The sequence below is a fragment of the Deltaproteobacteria bacterium IMCC39524 genome, from assembly GCA_029667085.1.
Classification (GTDB): domain Bacteria; phylum Desulfobacterota; class Desulfuromonadia; order Desulfuromonadales; family BM103; genus M0040.
The window spans coordinates 425997-451208 of sequence record JARUHJ010000004.1 but is presented as its reverse complement, the minus strand read 5'-3'; the positions used below and the strand labels follow the sequence as shown (position 1 = coordinate 451208).

Annotated in this window: 26 protein-coding genes and 1 pseudogene; 18 read left to right on the top strand and 9 right to left on the bottom strand. The window is 54.4% G+C overall.

What is annotated here, in order from left to right; all coding sequences use genetic code 11:
• Positions 1-37 precede the first annotated feature (37 nt).
• Complete coding sequence (locus P9J64_12495) at positions 38-1057, bottom strand: amino acid ABC transporter substrate-binding protein (GenBank protein MDG5469140.1); 1020 nt, start codon at positions 1055-1057, stop codon at positions 38-40.
• A gap of 282 nt (positions 1058-1339) precedes the next feature.
• On the opposite strand from P9J64_12495, the gene P9J64_12490 reads away from it, so the two are divergent.
• The 15 genes from P9J64_12490 (at position 1340) to P9J64_12420 (ending at position 14027) form a co-directional block, all read left to right on the top strand.
• Positions 1340-2101 carry an NRDE family protein gene (locus P9J64_12490; protein MDG5469139.1) on the top strand — a complete coding sequence of 254 codons (762 nt, stop codon included), beginning with the start codon at positions 1340-1342 and terminating at the stop codon, positions 2099-2101.
• An 82-nt stretch (positions 2102-2183) separates the two neighbouring features.
• Entirely contained in the window at positions 2184-3176 is a 993-nt protein-coding gene (gene thiL / locus P9J64_12485; GenBank protein ID MDG5469138.1) for a thiamine-phosphate kinase, read from the top strand.
• Positions 3177-3192: 16 nt separating this feature from the next.
• Positions 3193-4059: a protein-glutamate O-methyltransferase CheR gene (locus P9J64_12480; protein MDG5469137.1), complete on the top strand. Its 867-nt coding sequence runs from the start codon at positions 3193-3195 to the stop codon at positions 4057-4059.
• A gap of 57 nt (positions 4060-4116) precedes the next feature.
• On the top strand, positions 4117-5391 hold the full coding sequence (locus P9J64_12475) for a methyl-accepting chemotaxis protein (GenBank protein ID MDG5469136.1): 1275 nt from the start codon (positions 4117-4119) through the stop codon (positions 5389-5391).
• A gap of 3 nt (positions 5392-5394) precedes the next feature.
• Entirely contained in the window at positions 5395-5817 is a 423-nt protein-coding gene (locus P9J64_12470; GenBank protein ID MDG5469135.1) for a chemotaxis protein CheW, read from the top strand.
• 9 nt (positions 5818-5826) lie between these two features.
• Entirely contained in the window at positions 5827-6189 is a 363-nt protein-coding gene (locus tag P9J64_12465; protein ID MDG5469134.1) for a response regulator, read from the top strand.
• A gap of 27 nt (positions 6190-6216) precedes the next feature.
• Positions 6217-8115 (top strand): chemotaxis protein CheA, encoded by a 1899-nt coding sequence (locus P9J64_12460; GenBank protein MDG5469133.1) that lies wholly within the window; start codon positions 6217-6219, stop codon positions 8113-8115.
• Between the two features lie 14 nt (positions 8116-8129).
• On the top strand, positions 8130-8750 hold the full coding sequence (locus P9J64_12455) for a chemotaxis protein CheC (protein MDG5469132.1): 621 nt from the start codon (positions 8130-8132) through the stop codon (positions 8748-8750).
• Positions 8747-9229, top strand: coding sequence for a chemotaxis protein CheD (locus tag P9J64_12450; protein MDG5469131.1), 483 nt, complete (start codon positions 8747-8749; stop codon positions 9227-9229). Before P9J64_12455 ends, P9J64_12450 begins: the two co-directional genes overlap by 4 nt.
• Positions 9230-9253: 24 nt before the next feature.
• Positions 9254-10129, top strand: a complete 876-nt coding sequence (locus P9J64_12445) for an outer membrane lipoprotein carrier protein LolA (GenBank protein MDG5469130.1) — start codon at positions 9254-9256, stop codon at positions 10127-10129.
• Between the two features lie 142 nt (positions 10130-10271).
• Complete coding sequence (gene rimO / locus P9J64_12440; protein MDG5469129.1) at positions 10272-11609, top strand: 30S ribosomal protein S12 methylthiotransferase RimO; 1338 nt, start codon at positions 10272-10274, stop codon at positions 11607-11609.
• A 2-nt stretch (positions 11610-11611) separates the two neighbouring features.
• The gene (locus P9J64_12435; GenBank protein MDG5469128.1) at positions 11612-12607 is read left to right on the top strand and encodes an FAD:protein FMN transferase; all 996 of its coding nucleotides are present in this window, start codon (positions 11612-11614) and stop codon (positions 12605-12607) included.
• The gene (locus P9J64_12430) at positions 12604-12990 is read left to right on the top strand and encodes a NusG domain II-containing protein (GenBank protein MDG5469127.1); all 387 of its coding nucleotides are present in this window, start codon (positions 12604-12606) and stop codon (positions 12988-12990) included. The genes P9J64_12435 and P9J64_12430 overlap by 4 nt, the downstream gene beginning before the upstream one ends.
• Positions 12971-13540 (top strand): Gx transporter family protein, encoded by a 570-nt coding sequence (locus tag P9J64_12425; protein ID MDG5469126.1) that lies wholly within the window; start codon positions 12971-12973, stop codon positions 13538-13540. Before P9J64_12430 ends, P9J64_12425 begins: the two co-directional genes overlap by 20 nt.
• 10 nt (positions 13541-13550) lie before the next feature.
• Positions 13551-14027 (top strand): hypothetical protein, encoded by a 477-nt coding sequence (locus P9J64_12420; GenBank protein MDG5469125.1) that lies wholly within the window; start codon positions 13551-13553, stop codon positions 14025-14027.
• Here the strand turns inward: P9J64_12420 and hslO are convergent.
• Positions 14011-14883 (bottom strand): Hsp33 family molecular chaperone HslO, encoded by an 873-nt coding sequence (gene hslO / locus P9J64_12415; protein MDG5469124.1) that lies wholly within the window; start codon positions 14881-14883, stop codon positions 14011-14013. The genes P9J64_12420 and hslO overlap by 17 nt on opposite strands.
• A gap of 88 nt (positions 14884-14971) precedes the next feature.
• Here hslO and P9J64_12410 point away from each other — a divergent pair, with 88 nt between their 5' ends.
• The 3 genes and pseudogenes from P9J64_12410 to P9J64_12400 all read left to right on the top strand — a co-directional run bounded on the left by P9J64_12410 (position 14972) and on the right by P9J64_12400 (position 19129).
• Positions 14972-16567 carry a DUF445 family protein gene (locus P9J64_12410; protein MDG5469123.1) on the top strand — a complete coding sequence of 532 codons (1596 nt, stop codon included), beginning with the start codon at positions 14972-14974 and terminating at the stop codon, positions 16565-16567.
• A gap of 148 nt (positions 16568-16715) precedes the next feature.
• Positions 16716-18209 carry a malonyl-CoA decarboxylase gene (locus P9J64_12405; GenBank protein ID MDG5469122.1) on the top strand — a complete coding sequence of 498 codons (1494 nt, stop codon included), beginning with the start codon at positions 16716-16718 and terminating at the stop codon, positions 18207-18209.
• Between the two features lie 32 nt (positions 18210-18241).
• Positions 18242-19129: pseudogene (locus P9J64_12400) on the top strand (ATP-binding protein).
• Positions 19130-19208: 79 nt separating this feature from the next.
• Here the strand turns inward: P9J64_12400 and P9J64_12395 are convergent.
• The 7 genes from P9J64_12395 to P9J64_12365 form a co-directional block, all read right to left on the bottom strand.
• Positions 19209-19823: a MarC family protein gene (locus tag P9J64_12395; GenBank protein MDG5469121.1), complete on the bottom strand. Its 615-nt coding sequence runs from the start codon at positions 19821-19823 to the stop codon at positions 19209-19211.
• 148 nt (positions 19824-19971) lie between these two features.
• Positions 19972-20991: a glycine betaine/L-proline ABC transporter substrate-binding protein ProX gene (proX, locus tag P9J64_12390; GenBank protein MDG5469120.1), complete on the bottom strand. Its 1020-nt coding sequence runs from the start codon at positions 20989-20991 to the stop codon at positions 19972-19974.
• Between the two features lie 44 nt (positions 20992-21035).
• On the bottom strand, positions 21036-21875 hold the full coding sequence (locus P9J64_12385; GenBank protein ID MDG5469119.1) for a proline/glycine betaine ABC transporter permease: 840 nt from the start codon (positions 21873-21875) through the stop codon (positions 21036-21038).
• 27 nt (positions 21876-21902) lie between these two features.
• Positions 21903-23129 (bottom strand): glycine betaine/L-proline ABC transporter ATP-binding protein ProV, encoded by a 1227-nt coding sequence (gene proV, locus P9J64_12380; GenBank protein ID MDG5469118.1) that lies wholly within the window; start codon positions 23127-23129, stop codon positions 21903-21905.
• 383 nt (positions 23130-23512) lie between these two features.
• The gene (locus P9J64_12375) at positions 23513-23719 is read right to left on the bottom strand and encodes a hypothetical protein (GenBank protein ID MDG5469117.1); all 207 of its coding nucleotides are present in this window, start codon (positions 23717-23719) and stop codon (positions 23513-23515) included.
• The gene (locus P9J64_12370; protein MDG5469116.1) at positions 23716-24753 is read right to left on the bottom strand and encodes an FAD:protein FMN transferase; all 1038 of its coding nucleotides are present in this window, start codon (positions 24751-24753) and stop codon (positions 23716-23718) included. The genes P9J64_12375 and P9J64_12370 overlap by 4 nt, the downstream gene beginning before the upstream one ends.
• Positions 24753-25211, bottom strand: a complete 459-nt coding sequence (locus P9J64_12365) for an aminoglycoside phosphotransferase (GenBank protein ID MDG5469115.1) — start codon at positions 25209-25211, stop codon at positions 24753-24755. The genes P9J64_12370 and P9J64_12365 overlap by 1 nt, the downstream gene beginning before the upstream one ends.
• Position 25212: the final 1 nt, after the last annotated feature.

Here is a 25212-nt window from a genome sequence, read left to right as displayed (position 1 = left end):
GCCGCATGCGACACCTCCCCGGGGTTACTGCAAATATTTACTTGAATGGAGGCGAGTACATCAGGCCGCCATTGGTCCAGAGAGCGTTCAGACCACGCTCGATACCGAGAGTGGTGTTTACGCCGACATTGCGCTCAAAAACTTCACCGTAGTTACCGACTTGCTTGATGATGTTGTAAGCCCATTTTTCGTCGAGTCCGAGGGACTTGCCGTTACCTTCGATAACGCCGAGGAAACGCTGGACCATAGGATCCGTGCTCTTCATCTTCTCGTCGATGTTTTTCGAGGTAATGCCCATCTCCTCTGCGTTGATCATCGCCAGTACGGCAAAGTCAACGATGTCGCGGAACTGGTCATCGCCATGGCGAACGGCAGGGGCCAGAGGCTCTTTAGAGATGATTTCTGGAAGAATGGAGTAGTCTTTTGGGTTCGGAGCAACAGCGCGGGTTCCGGCCAACTGGGAAGCGTCGGACGTCAGAACGTCACAACGACCGGCGAAGAAGGTCTTGGCCAGTTCTGATGTGGACTCGATAACAACCGGGTTCCACTTCAAGTTGTTGGAGCGGAAATAGTCGGCGGCGTTCTGCTCGGTGGTCGTTCCCGGCAGGACACAGACGGTCGCGCCGTCCAGCTCTTTGGCGCTCTTGACACCAAGCTTGTTCGGTACCATAAAGCCCTGACCGTCATAATAGTTGACAGTAACAAAGTTCAGGCCGAGCTGGGTTTCACGACTCAGGGTGCGAGTTGCGTTACGGGTCAATACGTCAATTTCGCCGGATTGCAGAGCGGTGAAGCGCTGCTGGGCGGTCAGAGGGGTAAACTTGACTTTACTGGCGTCACCGAAAATGGCTGCGGCAACAGCACGCGCGGTGTCAACGTCGAGACCTTTCCAGACACCTTTCGAATCAGGCATGCCAAAGCCGAAAACACCACCATTGACACCCGCCTGGACAAAACCTTTTTTCTTGACTGCGTCCAAGTCTTTACCGCCGAAAGCTACGCCTGCGGCCAGCAAGGAAAGAATCATTACCAATACTGTCAATCTGCTCAGTTTCATCTGTGGACCTCCTCATTGATTGTAGGGTTGATGAACATATCGGGCAAAATACTTTTAATACCCATAAAATGCTTATTAAATATACGTTGTGACTACCAGTATGTCAAATGTGTATATGGCATATTTACCGGATATCCTTACCATTTACTGGAAATTAGCAAGTGTTTGGAGCGCCTCATACCAGATATCAATTTGATTGAATGATAGCCATGATTGTCATGAGTGGAGATTTCTGCCAGAATCAGGCGTAGCTCTTGTTGACATGAAAGGGACTCTCACCTTATGTGCCTGATTCTTGTTGCCCATCGTCCAGAGGAACCAATTCCCTTGCTGGTTCTCGCCAATCGTGATGAATTCTACGACCGGTCCTCCGGGGCTGCCGACTACTGGCAGGAGTCTCCGGAAATGATCGCCGGCCGGGACCTTGTCTCCGGGGGAGCCTGGTTCGGTGTCAGGAATCAGCGTTGGGCGACGGTAACCAATATCCGTGAAGGCGTCAGAGACAAGGATCCACATCTCAGGTCAAGGGGTTGGCTGGTACGAGATTATCTTCAAGGGGATTTGTCGCCTGCAGACTTTCTGACCAGTATTCAGGCGACCAAGACTGAGTATGCCGGCTTCAACCTGTTGCTGGGAGACGGCAGCGAGCTCTGGTATGCAACGAACCGTAACCTTAGCAGCAAACGACTGGAGCCGGGAATCTATGGCTTAAGCAACCATCTGCTCGATACCCCCTGGCCGAAAGTCGTGCGAGGGAAAGAAGCTCTTGAATGTCTGCTCAAGAGACCGTCATTCGATGATGATGCGGCCTTTGCTTTGCTGGCCGACACCACCCGGGCGCCGGACAGCGAGCTTCCCGACACCGCTATCCCGCTTGAGTGGGAGCGTGCCCTTTCGGCCATTTTTATATCAATGCCAAGCTACGGTACGCGCTGCTCGACACTTTTCATAATCAGCGCAGATGGTCAAAAAAGTTTTCTTGAGCGCCGCTATAATCGTGGCCCAGAAGAGTGGCAGCAAAGTGAATTCACCTGGAAGTTGTAGGGGAGTTTGCTTGACAGATAAAAACTCTCGCATGACAATGCATTTTTACTCTCCTAAGTTCAGGAAGCAGGGACGAAAACCTTTGAAACTGAAAGCGCTGGGTGAATTTAAACTGATCGACCGCATTCGCGAGCAAGCCAGCGAGGGTGACGGGGTAGATCGTGGTATCGGTGACGATGCTGCAGTACTCAGTCTTCCGAAAGGGCATCAGCTCCTGACTTCGACGGATCTGTTGATCGAAGGCGTTCACTTCCGTCACGACTGGACTGACTGTGAAGCTCTTGGCCACAAGGCTGTTGCCGTAAACCTCAGTGATATCGCAGCTATGGGTGGGTCTCCTCGCTATCTTTACCTGGGGCTGGCCTGTCCTGATGAGGCGGAAATCAGCGACATCGATGCTTTTTTACGTGGCGTCCTCGACGAAACTGCGAAATACGGTGTCTCCCTGGTCGGTGGCGATACCTGCAGAAGCCCCGGCCCGTGGATGATCTCGGTGACCGTTGAAGGGAGCGCCCCCAGAGATCAGGCGATCGGCCGTGATGGCGCGCAGCCGGGTGACCTGATCATGGTCTCCGGCACCCTTGGTGACAGCGCCCTTGCCCAGCGATTGATCGAGGAAGACCAGGAAGCACACACAGATTTATTGAGACGTCATCATCAACCTGTTGCCCAGGTTGAACTGGGGCGACTGCTCGGTGAAAATCATTTGGCCAGCGCCATGATCGACGTTTCCGATGGTCTGGCGGGCGACTTGGAGCATATCCTGCAAGCATCTCAGGTCGATGGACTTATCGAAGAGGCCGAACTGCCTTTATCGGAAGAGTTTCAGGCTCATCTCGGCAAAGCTCCTGCCTTGCTGGAACTGGCACTCTACGGAGGCGAAGATTACGAGCTACTCTTTACCGTAACCCCAGGTCAAGCTCATTCAGTAAGGGAGCTCTGTGCCGCCAGACAGTTGCCGGTAACCACAATAGGTTACATCAGCAAGGGTTCCGGCCTACTTTCACTCAAGGAAAAGACGGGAGAAGTGCGACCCATCCTTGTCAGGGGATATGACCATTTTTGTCGGACTTAAAGATGTTTGATGTAATATGACCAAACCAGCTGTTCACATATGGAGGGGAGACGATCTCACCGACGACGAGTTCGCGGCGATTACGCTACTCCTGCGTGAGCGCCGCCAGTTTGATCTCGACCAATACAAGGACCGCTGCATTCGCCGGCGCATCGCCAAGCGGCTGCGGAGCTGCAAAGTTGTGGATGTTGCTTCGTATCTGAAGCGCCTGGAGATGGATCGTGACGAGCTTGACACCTTGCTGGCAACCATCTCCATCCATGTCTCCCAGTTTTTTCGTAATCCGGACACCTACCGGATTCTCGAACAGAAGATTTTACCGGACCTCTGCCGCCGGGCTCGAGCAGCAGGGCGGGCCGAGTTGACGCTTTGGAGCGCCGGATGTGCTTCCGGTGAAGAACCTTACTCTCTGGCCCTGTTGATCGATGACATGAACGTCAGAGACTTGAAGGTCAATATCCTGGCGACCGATGTCAGCGAACCGGTCCTGGATGCAGCTCGCTGTGGGACTTTTGAAGCGTTGCGGCTGAAAGAGGTGCCGCCAGAAGTCCTCAATAAATATTTTCATGAGGATAAAGGTCATTACCAGGTTATTGAACCTATTCGTCACCAGGTGGAGTTTCGCCAGCACAACATCTTGACCGCAAGTAATTATCCGCCGGCAGACCTGATTCTCTGTCGTAACGTGATGATCTATTTTACACGTGAGGAGCAGGAACGAATCCTGTCTCGTTTTGCTGCGACCCTGCCCGAACATGGGGCTCTGGTCCTGGGTCGCTCTGAAACCATGACCGGAGATATTCGCCGCTGCTATCAATCTGAATTTCCTGTGGAACGGGTCTATCGCCGTACGGCTGAGCCTGTCACAGTTGCTGACATTTAGAAGGCCGGGTCAAAAGCCACGGTCTTCACTGATCAATGGCCGGTAAGGAGTGGAAACATGCGCGTCGAAATCAGTTATAAATTCATCATCGGTTTCCTGATTGTGGTGGTTTCGGGAGTCGTCGTCAATCTGGCGGTGCCTTACCTGAAAATTGCCCCTGAGTTCCAACAGTTCTTCACTATCGTCTGTGCCTTGGTTGTTGGCCTGATCATCGGAGCCCTCTTTTCCCGGGTGTTCACAGCAAATATCCGCCGTCTGACCTCAGCGGGTGATCGGATCAGCCAGGGCGACCTGTCTGAGAATATCGAGATGAAAGATAACCGTTTTCCTGATGAGACCAGTGATCTGGCCAGTTCCATGAATCAGATTCAAGAGAGTCTGCGCAGTCTGGTCGGGGACATCCGCGGCATTGCCTTCAAGGTGGCGGGCTCAGCTCAGGACCTTTCCGGGACCTCCCAGGAAATGTCGGCGTCTTCGCAGGAAGTTGCCGGAACTGTCGATCAGATCAGCAAGGGCGCCGAGACTCAGGCGGAAATGGTTGAAGAATCGAACCGTCTGTTTAAGGAAGTGGCCATGTCGATCAACCTGGTCGCCTCGGCGGCAAAGACCGTTGCCGAATCGGCCAATAAAACGGTGGAAACGGCAAGGGATGGCAGAAGCCTTGCCGGAGCCAGCCTCTCCAGTATTCGCCAGGTTATGACCGAAGCGGAAAGCAGCAGCCAGCAAATGTTCAATTTTATCGGCCAGCTGCAACGCATCAACAAGTTTGTCGAAGTGATTAACGGAGTGGCCCAGAAGACCAACCTGCTGGCCCTTAACGCGACAATCGAAGCAGCCCGGGCCGGAGAGTACGGGCGTGGTTTTGCCGTCGTCGCCGAAGAAATTCGCAAACTGGCTGATTCGACCACCATCTCTGCCGATGAAATCAGCAGTCTGGTCGAAGGCATTCGTGCCGAAGGTCAGCAGGTTCAAGCCTCCATGTCCCAGGTTGTTGAAGAGATGGAGAGTGGACGCGAGGCTGTTGACAGGACCAACGAGGCTTTTTCCGCGATTACCGAAAACGCCGAAGGGACACGGGCCAAAGCCAGCAGCATCTCCGAACTGGCTGACCAACAGATTGCCAGCGCCGAGCTCATTACCCGGGCCATCGAAGAGATCGACAAGGTCGTCTCTGACAATGCTGCCGCAACAGAACAGGTTTCGGCAGCAACCCAGGAACAATCTGCCTCGATGGAAGAGCTGGCCCAATCGGCAAAGAACCTCTCCACCATGTCCGAAGAGATGCTGCAGATCGTCAAGAAGTTTAAGCTGGTCAAGACTGATCAGGAATAAAACATGGAACTGACCCTGATTTTCAATCTCGGCGAAGAGGTTTACGGGCTCGAAATCGATGCAATCCAGGAGATCATCGAGAACCCGACCCTTCACCATGTCCCGCTCGCCCAGGGCGTACTTAACGGAGCGATCAGTTTTCACGGCCAGATCCTTGCCGTAATCGATCTGCCGAAACTGCTCGGCTTCACGGCAGAGGAGCGCGATCACCGCTATGTGGTTCTGACCCCGGAATTAAAATCGATGGTGCTGTCAGTCAGTGAAGTTGTTCGCATCGCCCGGCTCGATCTTTCGACGTTGCAACCGGCACCTGCAGAAGCTGGCGATAGTGCCATTCGTGGCGTGGCCTACCTTGAGGACAAGAGGGTCAACCTGCTCGACACTGACAAAGTTATTAATCAACTTGAAAATAGCTATACAGAATAGGGGGTGCTCATGGCCTTACGTGTGATGGTTGTCGACGATGCTCTGTTCATGCGCAATATGTTGAAGGATATATTCGTTAGAGCGGGACACGATGTGGTCGCAGAAGCGGAGAATGGCGAAATAGCTCTCGAACTCTATCAGGGGCTCAAGCCGGACCTGGTGACCATGGATATTGTCATGCCCAAGAAGAGCGGCATAGAGGCGTTACAGGACATTATGGCCTTGGACGCGAGTGCCTGCGTGGTCATGGTCAGTGCTCTTGGTCAGGACTCCCTGGTTCTCGAAGCAGTCGAATCCGGAGCAAAAGATTTTATCGTCAAGCCGTTCAAGGAAGAGAAGGTCCTCGAGATCGTCAATCGGGTGACCGGATAATCCTGCTTCAGGAGCTCCGGACAAGCTATGGATATGTCCCAGTACCGGGATCTTTTCTTAACGGAAACCCGGGAACATATTAATAACCTGAACAAGCTGGTTGTCATCCTGGAACAGGAACCGGACAACCGTGAGACGATTGATGCCCTCTTTCGTGAGGCGCACTCGATCAAGGGCATGGCTGCGACCATGGGCTTTGATCGCACGGCCAGGCTGTCCCATCATCTCGAAGACCTCCTGGACGACTTTCGCTCTTCCGGCCAAATCCCTTCTGCCGCAATTGACTACCTTCTGAGCGGGATAGATATTCTCGACGGACTCATTGATGACCTGCAGTCCAACCAGCCGGAACGGGAGATCGAGGCCTTTCTGCGGGAAACGCCTGAGCCGCCGCCGATCATGGTGGCCGAGGCGTCTGAACCAGAAACGCTTGTGACAGACGCAGGAGCACCCTGTGAAGCTGAGGACGAGACGGCTTCCGAAGAAGAGCCCCTCCCTGAAGAACCCGATGCGTATCAGGTGTTGGTTGATCTGGCTGAGGACACACCGGCCGCCGCCGCTCGCGGCCTCCTGATTTTACGCGAGATCGAGAAATCCGGCGAGCTGATTTCGAGTCGGCCGAATATGGCGGATTTACGCGGTGGAGCACCCTGTCAGCAGATTCAGGCCTGGCTGCGCACCACATTAGGCAAAGGCCATATCGAAGAAGCCTTGCTGAAGATCAGCGGTGTCGTCAAGATCCGTTTCATCGATGATCGCCGCAAGGAAGAACGCCGCAATCGCGATGAGGGTGTACGCACCATTAGAGTGCGAACCGATCTGCTCGATCAGTTTGTCAACCTGACCGGAGAACTGATTACCCACCGCCATATGCTCAACACGGCGACCACCAGCCGCGACTGGGACGAGCTGACCCAGACCCTCACCCGGACCGGCCTCCTGCTCGATGACCTGCATCACCACGTCCTCCAGGCTCGCCTGATGCCGCTGGAAAGCATTACCGGCCGCCTGCCGCGGATCGTGCGTGACCTGAGCCGCAAAACCGACAAGAAAGTCACGCTGCAACTAACCGGCGCCGAAGTCGGTATCGACCGTGCGGTCCTCGAGGCGCTGACCGACCCGTTGGTGCACCTCGTGCGCAACGCGATTGACCATGGCATAGAGCAGGAAGGGATTGTAACTGTGTCGGCCCGTCGCGAAAAAGACCTTGTGCTGGTAGAGGTTGCCGACGACGGTAAGGGGATGGACGCCGATCAGTTGCGTCAGAAAGCTGTCGATCGCGGTTTGATGACGACTCCCCAGGCGAACAATTTAAGTGATCGGGATGCCCTGATGCTGGTCTGCCAGCCGGGCTTCTCAACGGCAGAAGCGATCACCGAAACCTCCGGGCGAGGTGTAGGTATGGATGTGGTCAAGGCTGCGGTTGGCAACCTCGGCGGCACTTTGGAAATCCTTTCCGCTCCAGGCCAGGGAACCCGCTTCCAGATGCGTCTGCCGCTCTCCATCGCCATCATCAAGATCCTGCTGGTCAGCTGTGCCGGTCATCCCATGGCGGTTCCAATCACCCGGGTGGAACGTACTCTGGATTTACCGACCAGGGAGATTCAGAGTTCCGGCCAGAACCGGGTCTTCAGACTCGATGAAGAGCTAATCAGCCTCCATTCTCTCAGCGGCGCTCTGGGCCTGCAGGAGGTTGCCGCCGGAGAAACCACCTGGGTTATTCTGACCGAAGTTCAAGGGCGTCGCATCGGCTTACAAGTGGATCACTTCCTCGGTCAGCGTGAAGCTTTTGTCAAAAGCCTTGGTTTCCCGCTTAACCTTCTGACCGGCCTGAGCGGTGCTACAGTCGAAGGCGACGGACAGATTGTATTTATTGTTGATCCTTCGTCCCTGCTTGAGGGTTGTCAACTTTTCACCAACGATTGATCGGGGAGACTTGAATGCCCTTTCGCGAATTGAACAGTGTTCAGTTGGACACCTTGAAAGAGGTCAGCAATATCGGCAGGGGTCATGCGGCCACGGCTCTTTCGCAAATGATCGGACAGCGCGTAAATCTGACCGTTCCGAATGTCACCGTCACCGAAATCAGCCAGGTCCCTGAGCATCTCGGCGGTGCTGAAAAGATGACGGTCGGAATCACTCTGCAAATTCTTGGAGATGCTCGCGGCAGCATCATGTTGCTGTTCCCGGAGGAAAGCGCCCAGCGCCTGCTCTGCAGCCTGCTTGGTCAGCAGGAAGAAGGGCTGGTAATGACCGAGGTGTCTGTTTCAGCATTGAAAGAAGTCGGCAACATCCTGGCCTCGGCATATCTCAGTGCTCTCGGCAACCTGCTGAATAAGACCCTGATTCCCTCGGTGCCTCTACTTGCCTACGATATGGCCGGTGCCGTGGTTGATCATGTTCTGATTGATTTGAGCCAATCCAGCGACTTCGCCATGATGATCGAAACGGATTTTGGCGGAGAACCTGATCAGGATCTTGCCATTAAGGGTCATTTCTTCTTGCTCCCTGATCCGGCCACCCTGAATATCTTTCTCAGTGATGTCGGAGGGTCGCTATGAGCACCCGGGTCACAATTGCCCAGGTTCGGATCGATCAGACTCCAGCTGTTCTCAAGGCGTGTGGGCTTGGATCTTGTGTTGCCGTTGCACTCTATGACCCCGAAGCCAGGATCGGCGGCCTTGGGCACCTGCTCCTGCCAAATCGGCCGAAGAAGAACGCCTTGGGCTCGGAGAGTAAATACGTTGATGCCGGCATTCTTGAGATAGTGGATCAGCTTGTGCAAGCTGGCGCGAATCAAGATCGCCTGGTCGCCAAAGTCGCCGGTGGCGCCAACATGTTCGAAACCTCGTATCAAACCCTGATCAAGAGCATTGGCGCGCGAAACGCCAGAAGCGCAAGGGCGACCCTTGCCTCGCTCGGAATCCCGATCTTGGGCGAAGAGATCGGCGGCAACCGGGGCCGTACTGTTGAGTTTGATCTTGCCACTGGGAATATGATGGTTTACTGTGCCCGTGATGATGACCAAGTATCCATTTGAAGACCTTTCTTTGAGGAGGCTGTAATGATGAACCGGAGCCTATTCTCCACCTTGTGCCTGGGTGCTCTTCTGGTCACCCTGGCTGCTCCCGCCTGGGCCGCATCGCTTGGCGATGTCATCAGTGCGCTGGAGACACCGTTTCAGACCGAGACTGATGAGAAACTGAGAATTTACGACTACTCCGCCGACTTCTTCCAGGAGTCGAAAATTGCCTCGCTCGACCGCCTGCAGCGCGCCAGCGGAGAAGTTGAAGTCGCTTTTGATTACCAGCGTACGGACACTGTGCCACGCGTCAAGTTTCGTTGGCAATACGAGCAACCTACCACCCAGGAGATCGTTTCCGACGCCAAGACCCTGTGGGTCTATCTGCCGGAGAACAACCAGGTGATCCAATCGGACATCGAGATGGTCAACAGGTCTCGACAGAACGATCCGATGACGTTTCTCACCGGCTTAGGCAACCTGTCCAGGGATTTTTCTATTCGTTGGGCTGCGCCAAATAATGATGTCGAGGGCAACCACGTGCTCGAGTTGACGCCGAAGCGCGTCTCTTCGCTGATCAACAAGCTGATTATCGTGGTTGACCGTTATGCCGTTGAGGCCTATCTGAATCCTGATCAGGATGAAGATCAGGACGCTTCCTCTGCGCAGTCCGCACCACCGGTACCGACGCCTCCAACATCACTGTTGCTAGATGGTTTCAAAAACGATCCCTTCGCTTCGAGGGGACCATGGTTCCCGATCCTGTCGACCACGGTCTACGATCCGAACGGCAACAGCACCACGATTGAATTCAGCAATCTGCGGGTTAATTTCGGTATTTCCGACATGTCTTTCAACTTCATGATGCCGGCAGGCGTACAGGTGGTTCGGCCAACCGGTCAGGAAATGGGGTTCTGAGCCCTCCTGAAAAGGTCTATTTTGATAGCAGCCGCCCCGGAGGAAAGTTTTTGCCCCGGGGCGGTTTTGTGTTATAACTCCCCGAATATTGGAAGAATTTTTAGCAATACCTGCTTCGACACAACTCTGCGGAGGAAGTCTCTTGAATAAATACAACGTCAGCCTGGTCAGTCTTGGTTGTCCAAAAAATCTGGTCGATGCCGAAGTCATGCTCGGTCATCTGCCTGCCGAGCGATTCAAGATCGTGACAGATGAAAGCCAGGCGGACATTATCGTCGTCAACACCTGCGCCTTCATCCGTGACGCCCAGGAAGAGTCGGTGGAAACCATCCTCGAAGTAGCGGACCAGAAGAAAAACGGTCGCTGCAAGCTGCTGATCGTCAGTGGCTGTTTACCGCAGCGTCATCAGGACGATCTCGCCAAGGAGTTGCCGGAAGTTGATTTCTTCATGGGCACCGCTGACGCGCCGCGCATCCTCGAACTGCTCGACAGCCACCTGCAAGGTGAGCAGCAGCAGGAGATCGGCTTACCCGATTACCTCTACGACCACACCACGCCAAGGGTGACGTCATCACCTTTCTACTCGGCCTACGTCAAGATCGCCGAGGGTTGCGCCAACCATTGTTCCTACTGCGTTATCCCGAGTATTCGCGGCACCCTGCGTTCACGGACCATCCCGTCGGTGGTTGAAGAAGTCAAACGCCTGGTAGAAAGCGGCGTCAAGGAAATCAACCTGATCGCCCAGGACGTTACCGCTTTTGGTGCAGAGCGCGGCAATGGCCATGAATTGACGACTCTGCTCCGTGAGCTGGTCAAGATCGAAGAACTGGTCTGGTTACGCCTGCTCTACGCTTATCCGGATGGTATCACCGACGAACTGCTCGACATGATGGCCGCTGAAGAGAAGATCTGCAATTACATCGATCTGCCGATTCAGCATATCGACGATCAGATCCTCGCCGCCATGAACCGCCGCATCGACGAGGCCGGCATTCGTCAACTGCTCAAACGCATCCGTAGCCGTATCCCCGACATCACCCTGCGGACTTCATTGATCGTCGGTTTCCCCGGCGAGACCGACGCGCAGTTCCGCAAACTTCTCGCTTTTGTTGAAGAGGGACACTTTGAACGACTCGGCGTGTTTCAATATTCTCGCGAGGAGGGCACCTCGGCCGCGAAACTTGTCGGTCAGGTTCCAGCCCGTACCAAACTGTCTCGTTACAAGAAACTTATGAAAGCCCAATCGCGGGTTGCGTTGCAGAAGAACCTTGCACTCAAAGGGCGGATCGAGCCAGTACTGGTTGAGGGCTACAGTGAAGAGACCGAACTGCTGCTGCGTGGCCGTAGCGTTCGTCAGGCTCCCGACGTCGACGGTCAGGTCTACATCACCTCCGGACAGGCTGATGTCGGTGACATCGTCAATCTTGAAATCACGGACTCTTCCGAATACGACCTGATCGGCGAAATCTGCGAGGACTGAGATTGCCCTGGAATCGCCCCCTGATTATCGGCCTCCTCCTGGTCGTGCTGACACTTACCTGGTGGCGCCTGCAACCTGACGGCGAAGAGGTCCGGCGCAGCCGCATCATGATGGGTACGGTCGTCGAAATTATGGCCGCGGGACAGAGCAGCAAGACCCTCGAGGCTGCCGTTGAGGCCGCTTTTGCCGAAATGGAGCGTCTTGACAAGCTGCTCAGCAGATATCACACGGACAGCGAGGTCTCTCGACTGTCACAGAGTGCAAACGGCGGTGAAGTCTCCCTGCCCACTGCGGAAGTGCTTACCTTGGGGCTGGAGATTTCCCGCAAGAGTGGCGGCGCCTTTGATATGACGCTGGGAAAACTCAAGACTCTCTGGGCTTTCGATAAAGAGGCACCAACCCTTCCCAAAGCTGCGGAACTTTCCGCAGCCCTCTCCGGAGTCGGGCCGAAAGCCCTCTCCCTGGAAGGACAACAGCTTCGTAAAGCAAGTCCACAACTGCAACTTGACCTCGGCGGCATTGCAAAAGGCTATGCCGTCGATCGAGCCATCGCGATCCTCAAGCAACATGGCGTGGCCAATGCCGCAGTCAATGCCGGCGGCGACATGTACCTGCTCGGCCAGCGCATGGAGCGTGCCTGGCGCATCGGCATCCAGCACCCCCGTGAAGAGAAGGGTGTCCTTGAAACGGTACAGATCAGGAATCGGGCGGTGGTTACTTCGGGAGACTATGAGCGCTTTTTCGAAAAAGATGGCTTACGTTACCACCATATCTTCAATCCGCAGACCGGCATGCCTGCCAGAGATTGCCAGAGCGTCACCATTGTCACCGACAGCGTCGCCCTCGGCGATGCTCTGGCAACGGCTGTGTTTGTGCTCGGCCCGAAGGCAGGTTTGAAGCTTCTGGAACAATTCCCGCAGGCGGAAGGGTTGGTTATTGCCGCTGATGGCAGCCGACATAACAGCCCCGGCTGGACAATCTACCAGGTTGTGCCATGAAAGCGCCCTGGCACTTCATGACCGGGGGTGACTGGCTGGTCGTCCTTCTCCTCCTGACAAGCTCCCTGGCCGGGATCGTCTCGATAGCGGCTATGTCAGAAGGCTCTCGTGTTCTGGTCACCTGCGGCGACGAGCTCTGTTTTACTGCTCCGCTTGACCAACCTCGTACTCTTGCCATAGACGGCCCCTTGGGACAAACTAAGCTTGTCATTGATGAACAGGGAGCCCGGATTGTAGAATCTCCCTGTCCACGTAAAATCTGCGTCAGCATGGGTGTGGCAAAACATACGGCGGACCTGCTGGCCTGCGTGCCGAACCGTATTCTGGTGCACATCGACGGCTCTTCCGGCAAGGAGGTGTCTTATGACCTGCTCAGCCGTTGATGTCCAAGCCTTGAGTCGTTCCCGGCGGCAGGTTTTTCTGGGGCTCTTTATTGCCATCGCCGTTTCCTTGCACGCTTTTGAGAGTCTGCTGCCAACACCCGTGCCCTGGTTGCGTCTCGGGCTGGCCAATATCATGACTCTGGTGGCGCTTTATCTCTACGATGGTCGCGCTGCATGGAGTGTCAGCCTGGCGCGGGTTGGTATCGGGGCGCTCCTGCTTGGCAGGATTTTCGGACCAGGCTTCTGGTTGGCTTTAGTCGGCACCCTCTTCGCAACATCTGCTATGATTATCGTGTACCGTGTCGCCGGGCGGCGTTTGAGTCCGATCGGGATATCAGCCATCGGGGCGGGAGGTCATGCCCTGGGGCAAATTCTGGCGGCTCGTTTACTGGTTGTGCAGCATGCGGCAATCTGGCAGGTTCTGCCGTTCTTTATGTTATTTACGCTCTTTGCCGGGGTGCTGACCGGATGGCTGGCCGCACTTTTGCTTGAAGAACTAAGAGAGCTCCCGGCCTTTCAACAAGCGAACGGGGCGCTTACTAACCAATGAGGATAATGACGTGAATCTTCGGCGCTGGGTGCTGATCATCATCTCTTCCGGGTTGTTATCTGTTTTTGCTTCTGGGCAGCAGAAGGGTCTCCCTTCAGGAGCGGCCTTTGCCTCAAACCTTCCGGCCTTCTCAGCGCAAGACCTGCCATGTGCCGAAGTCAGACAGCGTTATGTGGGTGATGCCCTGAAGGTGGTTTACAAGTCATCTAGTATTTATCGTAGAGGCGCTGTCTTGCCGAAAATGGAAGGCCTTGCCTGCCTTGACGTTCTCGCCGACTGGCTGATCAGCAGACCGCGAAATACCTGGAAGGTGTCTGTAGGTAGTGAGACCGGAACCGGCTTTGACTCGCAAGCTCTGGGCGACAAGCGGCAGGAACTTTTGCAGAGATATTTCCTGCGCAAGGGGATCGATACCTCTGGCTGGACATGGCAGAGCGGTTCTCGGCATCACCAATTGCGCCTGGATGAGCTCAAAGACTCGCCCTGATTTCCTGCAAGGTGTCAGCTTTTACGGTGTAGACGTCTTTGCAGTATTCGCAAGTCACAGAGGCCTCGCTATCTTTCTCGATCAATCGGTCCAGTTCTTCGACGCCGAGGCTGCGCAGCAGTTTGATGGTTTGCCGTTGGCTACAGCTGCAGGCAAAGGTCAGCTCCGTGCTGCCGAGGATCTGATAAGGGAAGTCCTCAAGGATGCATGCTGTGATCGCTTCAGGCATCAGTCCCTGGCTGAGCATAGTCGTGGTTGGCGACATCCTGGAGAGCCGTTCGGAGAGACGGTCGGCCATGCTGTCATCAGCTTCGGGCATTAATTGCAGCAGGAACCCTCCGGCCGCGACCACTTCAGCGTGCAGCCCCAGTTCAACGCCCAGGGCGACACTTGACGGTGTCTGCTCCGAAGTGGTGAAATAGTATGCCAAATCTTCTGCAATTTCACTGCTGACCAGTTGCACCGTGCCGCGGTAAGGCTCTTTCATATCAAGGTCCTTGACGACGTGCAGAAACCCGGCGTGACCGACGGCTCCGGCGACATCGTACCGCCCGTCACGTGGCGGCAGGCCTGCCGATGCCACCTTGAGGGTTGCCCGTACCTGACCATGAGCATTGGTCTCAGCCTGCAACCTTTGCAAAGGCCCGTTGCCTTCGATCGTCAGGCCGACCCGTTGCTGGCCCTTGAGAAGGCTGCCCATTAAGGCTGCAGCCGTAGCCAGGCGACCGATAGCGACGCTGGCGGTCGGATCGGTCTGCTGCCGACGACGGACTTCCTCGACTAGGGCGGTGGTTGAGGCGACGCTGACGCGGATGGCGCCATCGTTAGTCAAGACACGAATCATATGATCAGACATGAGAACAACTCCTTAAAGTAAAGACCGGAATCTTAGCTGAAAGCCAAGCGCCGGTAAAGCTTGTGATGACAACGATAGAGAGAAAAGTATGTTAGAAACTATTTCCTGGTTGCCCTGGCTGGTGCCGCCCCTGCTTGGCGCGCTGATCGGCTATGTGACCAACTACATCGCCATTCGCATGCTCTTTCGTCCCTTGCGACCCTGGCATCTTTTCGGTGTGCGTATACCGCTGACCCCGGGGATTATCCCGTCCAAGCGCGGTGAACTAGCGCAGCGCATGGGTGAAATGGTCGGCGCCCACCTCCTGACAGCCGAGGATGTTCGCCTAACGCTGGAAAAACCCGCTTTTCGGCGTGAACTGAAGAGCGCCGTCAATGACAAGCTCCAAGCTTTTCTCTCTCGCGAGCTTGGCTCCCTCGAGACCCTTGTGCCGGAAAGTTACCACCGCCGTTTCCGTGAGCTGGTTTCGACTCTGCGGGTCAAAGCGGTTGGAGCGATTACTGAATACCTGGCAAGCGATGCCTTCGAAGCTCAGGTGCGTAACTTCATTCAGGAAAAAGGCGATCGCCTTTTGGCCCGCGACCTGGAAAGTTTCCTGACCCCGGAGCGTTATCAGAAATTGCAGAGTCACCTCGACACGCGCGTGACCACGATCCTGCACTCGGACACAACTGCCGGGGCGGTTGAGCGCTTTGTCGAAGATCGCCTAGAACGGCTGCTGCAGAGCGAGCGTTCACTGCGCGACTTCCTGCCTAAGGATCTGGTCGAGGTCCTCCTCCAACAGCTCGAAAAAGAAGTGCCGCCTCTGCTGGAGCGTTTCGGTGGCATGCTCTACGATCCCGATTTTCGACAGCGCTTGGTGGAACGTGCCCGTCAGGGGATTGACACCTTTCTCGATTCTCTCGGCGGTCTCGCCGGCCTCTTGAGCGGGTTTGTCGACCTGGACAAGATCTACAACCGCATCCCGGAGTTCATCGACAAAGCCGGGGAGGAGCTCTCGCACTGGCTGCGCGAAGAAAAGACCCAGCAACAGGTTGCTGGCATGCTTCGCGAGCGCCTTGAAGGGATCCTCGACAAACCCGTCAGCCGTTTCCTGGAAAAGGCTCCCTACGAAAAAGTTGCCGGAGCCAGGCGGTATCTCAGCGAACGCTCGGTTGCAGCGGTGCAGAGTCGGCGCACAACTGAGCTTTTGCTTGGTTTCGCCGACAAAGGATTGCACCGGACCAAGGACCGTTCTTTTCGCAGCCTGCTCGATGAGAACCTGCCCGAAGGCGGCATGGAACAAGTGCAAAACGACCTGGTTGAGCGTCTCCTTGCACTGGCCCGCTCCGTTGAAGCGGCCAATGCGATTGACACCGTAATCAAAGAGAAGCTCGAGGCCTGGATTTTTGAGAAGCCCCTGGGACGGTTGGCTGAACGCTTGCCTGCCGATGTCCTGGAAGAGCTTGAAGACGGACTTTACCGCCAGGTCGGTGATGTCTTGCAAAAAGAGGTGCCACCGCTGATCGAAACCCTCAACGTGACCCGCATGGTGGAAGAAAAGGTCAATCAACTCGATATCCTGCAGGTAGAAGATTTACTGATGGGGGTCATGAAGGAACAGTTCAAGTACATCAACCTGTTCGGTGCCGTGCTCGGTTTTTTAATCGGCTTGATCAACCTCGCTGTTTTGTGGATGGCCTGATGCTGAACCTGTGAGTATATTCAGCGTTAAAAGCAATTTCATCACCCGTGAGCTTCTCTCTCTGTGGTGAAAGTTTGATACCTGTGTTAATTTATTGCGGCCTCGCACTAAGCTGGGAGGTCGTTCATTAGCTAGAAGGAGATGCCTGATGAATTCCCGTTTTTCCTTTGGTTGGGAACATCTTCGCCGCGCCTGGGGCGGTATCCTCGGTTCGGAAGATCTCAACAGACTCCCCAAGGTTGATCGTGACTTGCCCTCGGCAGACGCCGAGCGGGTCAAAAACCTCATGGTGGAATGCCTGAACGCCCGCGGTGGCGAGGTTTCGGCGCGTCAGCGTGCCGCCATACTCGGAGAGCTCTACCTGACGTTAAGTGAAACAGGGCGAAGGAATTTTCTTGCAACGCTGGTAGACAACTTTTCTGTCGACCGTGAGGTGGTCAAGACCACGGCACGAAAGCTCCTTGAAACGGCTGACGACCAGAGCTTTCAGAAAGTTGCCGGCCGCATGCGTGAAGCGCTCATCTCGCCACAGCAACAGCTGCTGACGCAGTTTAACGCCCTGCCCGAAGGGATCAAGTTCCTGGTCGATTTGCGAGCTGACGTTCTCTCTTTTCGCCCCTCTCAACCACAACTGGCAGTCCTTGATCGCGAACTGAAATACCTCTTGGCCAGTTGGTTCGATGTTGGTTTCCTGAGCGTGCAACGGATCAGTTGGCAGAGTCCAGCCGCTTTGTTGGAAAAGCTCATGGCGTATGAAGCAGTGCACGCCATCAATTCATGGTCTGACCTGCACAACCGCCTTGAGTCTGATCGCCGTTGCTACGCTTTCTTTCACCCCGGCATGTCCGACGAACCGCTGATCTTTATCGAGGTCGCCCTGGTTGACGGCCTGGCCACCAGCGTGCAGGAGCTGCTTGATGAAAGTGCCCCTGAAACAATGGCAGAAGAAGCGAATACTGCGATCTTCTACTCGATCTCCAACACCCAGAAAGGGTTGCAGGGGATCAGCTTCGGCCCCTTCCTGATCAAGCAGGTTGTCACCAGTCTGCGCCAGCAGCTGCCGAACCTGAAAACCTTTTCAACCCTGTCACCCATCCCCGGCTTTCGTGGTTGGCTGGCCTCTTATTTCGAGCAGACCCTGGGCACAGCAGAGCAGGAGACTGCCCTGCAGGCACTGAAAGAGGCAGCCGGGTTGCTCAAGGTTGCCGTTGAACCGGAGGCTGTTTTCAATGCTCCTCAATGGTGGGAGAACCCGGAGGTTGCAGACCTGCTGAAAGAACCTTTACTCTCCCTCTGTGCACGTTACCTTCACGAGTTCCGTGAAAAAGACCAGGCCCCGGTTGATCCCGTTGCCCGCTTTCACCTCGGCAACGGTGCCCGTATCGAGAGGCTTAACTGGCTGGGTGACACCTCAGCCAAGGGGATGCGCGAATCCTGCGGCCTGATGGTCAACTATCTCTATCAACTTAAAGAGATAGAGAAAAACATTGAGTCTTATGCCGTCAGCAAGGAGATCGCCTCGGCATCGCGGGTTCGCAACCTGCTGCGCGAGGAGGATGAGGAGTCGGGGCAGTTGAACCGTTTGCGCCGGCTGCTGCCAATTGGCCGCAGCAACAGCTCAACTGATGTTGAGCAATCTTAACTTGTTTTTTTATTTCCTGAAGAGGGCCAGAAATGAACCTGAAGCCGGAAGTTGTTGAACAGTTGGAACGTGTTCTTTCTTCGGTGGAGCAACTTCTGCCGAAGGCTATAGAACCGATTGACTGGAGAGAGACCCCTGCGGCCAACTAGCGAAGGCACTCCTTTGCCGGCTACCTTGAGGCGATTGAGGACATAGACGAAACCGATCTTGACGATCTGGTCGGTATTGATCGTCAGAAAAAGGTCCTGGAGAAGAACACCCGGCAGTTTCTTAAAGGCTATCCTGCTAACAACGTCTTGCTCTGGGGCTCGCGCGGTACCGGAAAGTCCTCGGTGGTACGGGCTCTGCTCAACAAGTATGCCGAATTAGGTTTGCGGATTGTTCAGGTCGACAAGCACGACCTTGATCACCTGCCCGATATCTTCGCGCAGATCGGCAAACTGCCTTACCGCTACATCATCCTCTGTGACGATCTCTCCTTCGAACCCGACGACCCGGGCTACAAGATTCTCAAAAGTGTCCTTGATGGCTCGGTCTACGCATCACCAAAGAACGTCTTGATCTACGTGACTTCCAACCGCCGCCACCTGCTTCCCGAGTTCCATACCGACAATCTCGGTGCCAAGATGGTCCATAATGAAATTCACCACGGTGAGGCGGTCGAAGAGAAAATCTCCTTGTCAGATCGCTTTGGCCTCTGGCTTTCTTTTTACGTTTTCAAGCAGGATCTTTACCTGGAGATTGTACAGAAAACCATCGCCCGGCTCTGCCTTGAGAACCAGGTCGAACCGCAATGGAATGATGAAATGGCCCGGGCGGCAATCAAGTGGTCGCACGAAAAGAGCAAGCGCTGTGGTCGTACCGCACTACAGTTCGCGCGGCACTGGCTTGGGCAACACATGCTGGATAACGAGGACTGAACAAGCGAACGCCTCTCTTGAAGGTTGCACAATCCTACCGTGTCGAGTGGTCAGCTTCGTTCAGGCCTCCCATACGAGACTAGAATAGCTTCTGTGCCCAGACTGATGCGCCCTGCATGATCATCTCTATCGCATAGGTTCCGACGACCAGGGCGACAATGCGACCGGCCACCTCAACGTAACGCTCGATTAATGGTTCATTCCGGGTCCGCACGATATCGTGTACCTTTTTCAGGCCTATCATGATGGCGACAACCAGACCGATGGCGAGCAGGATTGAAGCGATGGCCCAAACCTGTGGCAGCTCTCTGCCGGCCAGAATCGAAGCGCTCACGGTTCCAGGGCCAATCATAATGGGCATGGCAATAGCGCCGGCAATATGCTCAGGCTTGCCACGTAAGTTTTTGATAGCATCCGGACCTTTAAACACAAATTGCAGGCCGATCATCAGGAAGACAATACCACCAAAAATTTGAAAAGATGCAAAGTTGGCCTGCAGGAGCCTCTCGAAGATCAGATCCCCTAGCAGGGCAAAGGTGATGAACACCGCAGAACTGATACAAGAGGCGCGAATAAGAACTTTCAAGAAAGCATGAAAATCCATCTCCTGAACCAAGTCGACCAGGTAGATGATCAACAGGAACGGGTTCAACAACATGAACAGGAGCAGAAATGATTTTATAAACGGATCCATGACTATCCTTTGCGAATCTGGGAGTTGAATTTGTCTACTGTTACATATCATTGGTTCTGTCTTTAAACACACAGAAATCTGCTCGAACGGAAAACGGCCGGAGGAATCAATCCTCCGGCCGTTCATGGTCAAGCTATTACAGGCGGACCTACATGGCTGCCTTGCGAGCCGCTGCGAGCCAGCCGTCCCACTTCTCCTGGTTCTTGGCAATCCACTCCTTGACGTGTCGATTGATATCTTTTTGTGATTTTTCACCTTCCTGCATTTTGGTGTTCTGCTCGTTGATATCACCGAGGGGTAGAGTAAAGACCTTGAAAAACTCTTTAGCGGCAGGGTTCGCAGCGAGAAATTCCTTGTTGGCAACAATCTGGATGTCTGCAACCACGAAGCCGAGTTTAACCGGATCACTGACGGCGCCCTCAATACCGCTCACGGTCAGGCGATCGACCATTGGCTCTTGCGCTTCTGTGGGCTTGATCTCAGGAACGTTCATCCAGACCACGTCTTCACCTGGCTTGAACTTGAAAATTGTCCAGTTTGGGGCCCAGGTGTAAAAGAAGGCTGGTTTGCCGGCTTTGTAACGGGCCAGAGCATCAGCCATACTTGCGGAATAGGACGCTTTGATCGGGTTGATATGTTCTTCAAGATCGTAGACTTCCAGATGATGAGCGATGGTCCCTTCACAGCCCCAACCTGCCGGGCAGGCAGTCAGGTCAGCTTTGCCGTCGCCATTGGCGTCGAAAGCTTCTTTGACTTCGGGACGTTTGAAGTCTTCAAGGGATTGGATATTGTATTTCTCTACGTCTCTTTTTGAGACCAGGTAGCCTTGCAGTCCGCCAGCCTTGACGACGTAGCCGACTTTTTCACCCTTCTCGTAAAAATCCTTTGGTAGTTGACCGTCGTGGACGGGGAACCAACCGTTGGTCCAGTAGTCGAGATCGCCCAGGGCAAGGGATTGGTAGAAGAGAGGATTCTGCAGCTCTTTGGGTTTTTTGACATTGTAGCCAAGTTCTTTCAGGCCAGCACTTACCAGAGCTTCCTGGAAGTAACCTGTATTCCAGGTTGCGCGGGCAGGTTGAACTTTGACGCCTTTGCCGGGCTCTTGCTGGTCAGCTAAGGCTGGCATCGATAGAGCCAACATCAGTAGAACGAATAAAAAACGTTTCATGCTTTTCTCCTTTTTAACATTATGGGTTAATGGATCTTTAAAGGTTACTTGTGGGACATCCCCTGGGTGATCCGGTCAAGCACCATCGCCAGGAGAACAATCGACAAACCACCGATGGTGGCCAAGCCGATCTCCAGAGTGTTCAAGCCTTGCACAACGGGGTTGCCAAGACCACCAGCACCAATCAGTGCCGCAATGACAACCATTGAGAGTGCCATCATAATGGTCTGGTTCAGCCCCGCCATAACCGACGGCATGGCAAGAGGGAATTGGACCTTGCGTAAAACCTGCCAGGACGTGGCACCAAAAGCGAGTGCTGCTTCAACCAGCTCTGGATGAACCTGGCGAATACCGAGGCTGGTCAGACGAATGATCGGCGGCAGGGCAAAGACGATCGTTGCCAAGATGCCGGAGACCGTGCCAATGCTGAAGAGCATGACCACCGGAATCAGGTAGACAAAGGCCGGAGTCGTCTGCATGGCGTCAAGGAAAGGGCGCAAGAACATCTCAAAACGATCGCTGCGACCCGACATGATACCGAGGGGAATCCCGACGATGGCGCAAAACACCACCGAACAGATCACCATCGCCAGGGTCGTCATGGTGTCGTCCCAGAGCCCGAGATAACCAACCAGCAAGAAAGAGAGAACCGTAAAAGCGGTCACCCTTTTCCCGGCATAACGCCAGGCGGCAATGGCAAAGAGGAGGATTACCACGAACGGTGGAAGTGTCGCAAAAAGCCATTCCAGGCCTTCCAGACTCAGCTCGACAGGGACTTTGATCACCTGGAAAAAGTCCCGATAGTTGAGCACCACCCAGTCGACGGCAGTTTGGATCCATTCATCAAGCGGTATCAGCTGTTCATCAAAATTGAAAATTCGCATTAGACTTATTTTTCTCCGTAGGGTTTATCAGGCCGTCACTTCTGTTGTTTCCTGTTCGCTGCGGTGCAGAGTGCGCAGGAAGAGATTCTTGGATACTGCACCCAGGTACTTATCATTCTCTCCGAGAATGGGTAACGGCCAGGGATGGCTTGCTACGTTGGGCAGGATGTCCTGCATCGAGTCAGTGGCTTGTGCTGTTACAACCTCGTCAAGATAGGCGTTAGGGATCAGGTGAGGTTGTTCCTCCTGATCGAGCATCTCGCGCAGCGAGTCAGATGAAACGACCCCCTTGAAGGTGCGGTTGGCATCAACAACATAGCCGTAATCACGGTCATTTTTGATCAGTCTTTGCAACGCCGCACGTGGGTTCTTGCCATCTGTAATCGGTATGGTCACCTGGGTGTCGGTAGCGATGTCTCCAGCAGTAAGAATGTTGGTCGGATCAACACCACGGAAGAAGGCGCGCACGTAATCATCGGCCGGGTTCTGGAGAATTTCTTCAGGGGTGCCGACCTGAACCACACTGCCACCTTCCATGATGGCGATCCGATCCCCGATTCGCATCGCTTCATCGAGGTCATGGGAGATAAAGACGATGGTTCGTTTCGCCTTGGCTTGCAGTTTGAGGAGCTCGTCTTGCATTTCGGTGCGGATCAGCGGGTCAAGCGCTGAGAAAGCCTCGTCCATCAGCAGAATGTCAGGATCAACCGCCAGACCGCGAGCCAGACCGACCCTCTGCTGCATGCCGCCGGAGAGTTCGTCCGGCATGCTGCCTGCCCAGGCCTCAAGGCCAACCTGTTCCAGCGCCTGGAGCGCCCGTGCTTCCCGGGTCTGCTTATCGATGCCGTCCATCTCAAGACCGAAGGCGGCATTCTGCAGAACCGTCATATGCGGCATCAGGGCAAAGGATTGGAAAACCATACTCATCTTCTTGCGCCGCATCTTCACCAACTCGTCATTGGTCATGCTGACGATATCTTCGTTGTCGATAAAGACCTGTCCAACAGTCGGTTCGATCAAGCGGTTGATCATCCGTACCATGGTTGATTTCCCGGAACCGGAAAGGCCCATGATGACAAAAATCTCACCGGTGTAGATTTCGAAGCTTGCATTCTGTACACCGATCGTTGTTTCGGTTTTTTCAAAAATTTCTTCTTTAGCCAAGCCTTGTTCAAGCATGGCCAGGGCTTTTTTGGGATGAGGGCCGAATATCTTGAACAGGTTTTTAACTGAAACTTTGACCGCTTGTGACATTTTGTATCCTTAGGATTTAAGCGTGTTGGCAGATGTTTCCTGGGGTAACTATGGGACGGGGCTTGCAGGCAAGCAGATGTTGCACCTATGGCCACGGCCAATAGCGAACGGAAGAGAAGGTGGTCGTCTGCAATCAGCAGTGCCCCAGAAATCGTCGTAATTTTATTTTTTTTAAAAAGACAGAGCGACCCGCGACTCGTTCTACCGGGAAAGCAGAATCAAGCGCAACTCTGTAAGAAAAGGCAATCTGTGAAGCATCACTCGGGGTGATGTTCTTGGCGATTACCTTGCGGGACAAGGATGGAACACCCTGGCAGGGTGTCACCTTTATCTTGTAATGATACATAGCTTGGCGCGGGAGGTCAAACTTGGCGGTCAGAAATTTAAACCGATGACTTCTCTTCTTCACTGAGCAGATCGATTTTATTTAGGGTGCTTTGGGCAGTCTCTTCTTTACACCGGCAATCACGGCCGCTGCTGGGTGCCGGCGTGCAGCCGCCTTTCAGCCCCCTGCGTTTGAGAAGTAGACCCGCGGCCAGGCCACTAAAAGCGAGCAGAAAAAGCACCAATGTCGCTAAATAAACTTTCATTGTTCAACCTCTTTCAGAAACCGTTCGAAAGCCGGACTGGCATAAGCGGTTGTCGATGTTTTGTCGTGAATCAGGAAATAGGCTGCAATCTGATTCTTTTCACAGAATAAGCGAGCTTTTTCTTCTCCCAGGACCATTAATGCCGTGGCCAGGGCGTCTGCCCGCGCGCAGGTCTTGGCAAGCACGGTGACCGAGGCCAGTTTGTGACGAATCGGCTTACCGCTGACCGGGTCTATGGTGTGTGAGTAGCGCTGACCGTCTTCCACGTAAAAGTTTCGATAATTCCCTGAGGTGGCCAGCGCGGTATTGGAGAGGGGGAAAATCGCAGCAACGTCTCGTACGTCTTCCAGCGGTTTTTCGAGCGCTATCTGCCAAGGGCGATCATCGCCACGATGCCCTGCAATCTTTAGCTCCCCACCAATCTCCAGGAGGTAGTTATCGACGCCCTGTTGTTCAAGGATCTTTGCGAGGGCGTCAACCGCGTAGCCCTTGGCAACGGCAGACAGATCGATTTGCAATTCTGGGATCTGCTTTTTGATCGCTGTGGGCCCTCTGCGCAGTTGAATATTCTTGTAGCCGATCCGGGCAAGGTTTTCTCGAATCTGGCCTTCCGTGGGAGTTTTCGACCTCCGTTCTGCGGCACCAAACCCCCAGAGCTCAACCAGGGGTCCGATGCTGATGTCGAAAGCTCCGCCACTGAGGGCGCTGATCTCTTGCGAAGCATCTATGACACGAGCCGTGTCTTCCGAGACAGGGTACCAATCGGTACTGGCCAGGCTATTGAATCGTGACAGCTCCGACTCCGGGTCATAGGTCGACATCAGACCGTTGATCTGGTCAAGGCGGGCTTGAAGACGTTGTTTCAGAACAGCAGAGTCTGTGCCGGGAGATCCGGGAACCATGTTCAACGACCAGGTGGTTCCCATGGTCTGCCCGGAGAGGAGAAGCCTGTCTGAGGTCTCTCCCTGCTGGCAACCGCAGGTCAGCGCGAGGAGAAGCAAACTGCTTGTCAGGAGGGAAAAGGCTCTCAGCATTAAAGGTCAGCCAGCCCCTGTGCATGGCGGATCATTCGTTTCATCGCTTTTTCTTCCTGGGCCTTCAAGGTTTGGAAAAGGTTGATGGTCTCTTTCTCGGTGCAGTGTTCGAGCAGGTGGCCAAAATAGCTGGTCAGGTTTGTTTTATAGGTAATGGCCGACTTCACCAGTTGATCAAGATCTGTCCTCGCCGCTTCACCAAGAATGTCCTGCCTCGCTTGCGGAAAAGCAATCTCTACCCCCTTGAGCCAGTGCTCAAGGACATGGTGCGATGTTTCCTTGCAATATTCCCCCAGCGCCAGCGCCCGATGCAGTTCATGGTCGATCAGGTAGTCGAGCATCAGCCGCACGCGCGGCGAGACGTCACCGTTCGCCATCTCCTGGTAGTAATCACTGACCTTGCGGTGATAATTCGGGATGAGATGCTGTAATAACGACTTTACCTGTTCAAAGCGCATG